Source organism: Acidiphilium sp. PM, from assembly GCF_000219295.1.
In the GTDB taxonomy this organism is placed as follows: domain Bacteria; phylum Pseudomonadota; class Alphaproteobacteria; order Acetobacterales; family Acetobacteraceae; genus Acidiphilium; species Acidiphilium multivorum.
In genome coordinates this window covers 1-862 of the sequence record NZ_AFPR01000399.1, presented here as the reverse complement: position 1 = coordinate 862, position 862 = coordinate 1, and the positions used below count along the sequence as shown (strand labels likewise).

Sequence of the window (862 nt, the reverse complement as noted above, 5' to 3'; positions counted from 1 at the left end):
CTGCGCCGCGAGGAGGTCGCGCAGCGCGCCCATATCAGCGCCACGTGGTACACCTGGCTCGAACAGGGGCGCGGCGGGAATCCCTCGGCCGAGGTGCTCGACCGGATCGCGCGGGCGCTGCTGCTGACCGAGATCGAGCGCGAGCACCTGTTCCTGCTGGGCCGCGGCCATCCGCCGGAGGCGCGCTACCGGGGCGGCGATGCGATCACGCCGCGGCTGCAGCGGCTGCTCGACGCGCTGCCCTTCAGCCCCGCGATCGTGCGGACCGCGACCTGGGACGTGGTGGCCTGGAACCGCGCCGCCGCCGCCGTGTTCACCAATTACGCCGCGCTGCCGGCGGGGCAGCGCAACATCCTGCGGATGATCTTCACCGACCCGCGTGTGCGCGCGGCGCAGTTCGACTGGGCGGCGATGGCGCGGGCGGTGGTCGGCGCGTTCCGGGTCGATGCCGCCCGCGCCGGGGCCGATGCCGAGGTGGCGCCGCTGGTCGACGAACTCTGCCGCGCCAGCCCGGAATTCGCGGCGATGTGGAACGAGAACGAGGTGATGCCGCAGGGCGACGGGGCCAAGCGGCTGCGCCACCCGGTGATCGGCCCCATCGCGCTGGAGTATTCGTCGTTCGCGGTGGATGGACGGCCGGATCTGAGCATGATCGTCTACAATCCGGCGACGCCGGAGGATGCCGGGCGGGTGCGCGCGCTGCTGGCGTCCCGCGCCGATCCGGCCGGACCGGATGCGGTGCTCGACGCCGTCGATAAATAGAGCCGACGCGGTCAGCCCGGCCGGGGGACGCCGCCCGCCGGAAAGACCAGGGTGACGGCGAGGCCCGGGCGATCGGCGCCGGGTGCGGCGGCATCGAGCG

General features: G+C 73.9%; 1 protein-coding gene. It reads left to right on the top strand.

The window, feature by feature from the left end; translation table 11 throughout:
* Positions 1-762: helix-turn-helix transcriptional regulator (locus tag APM_RS13010; RefSeq protein ID WP_007423831.1), on the top strand; the 762-nt coding region annotated here is incomplete at its 5' end.
* Positions 763-862 lie beyond the last annotated feature (100 nt).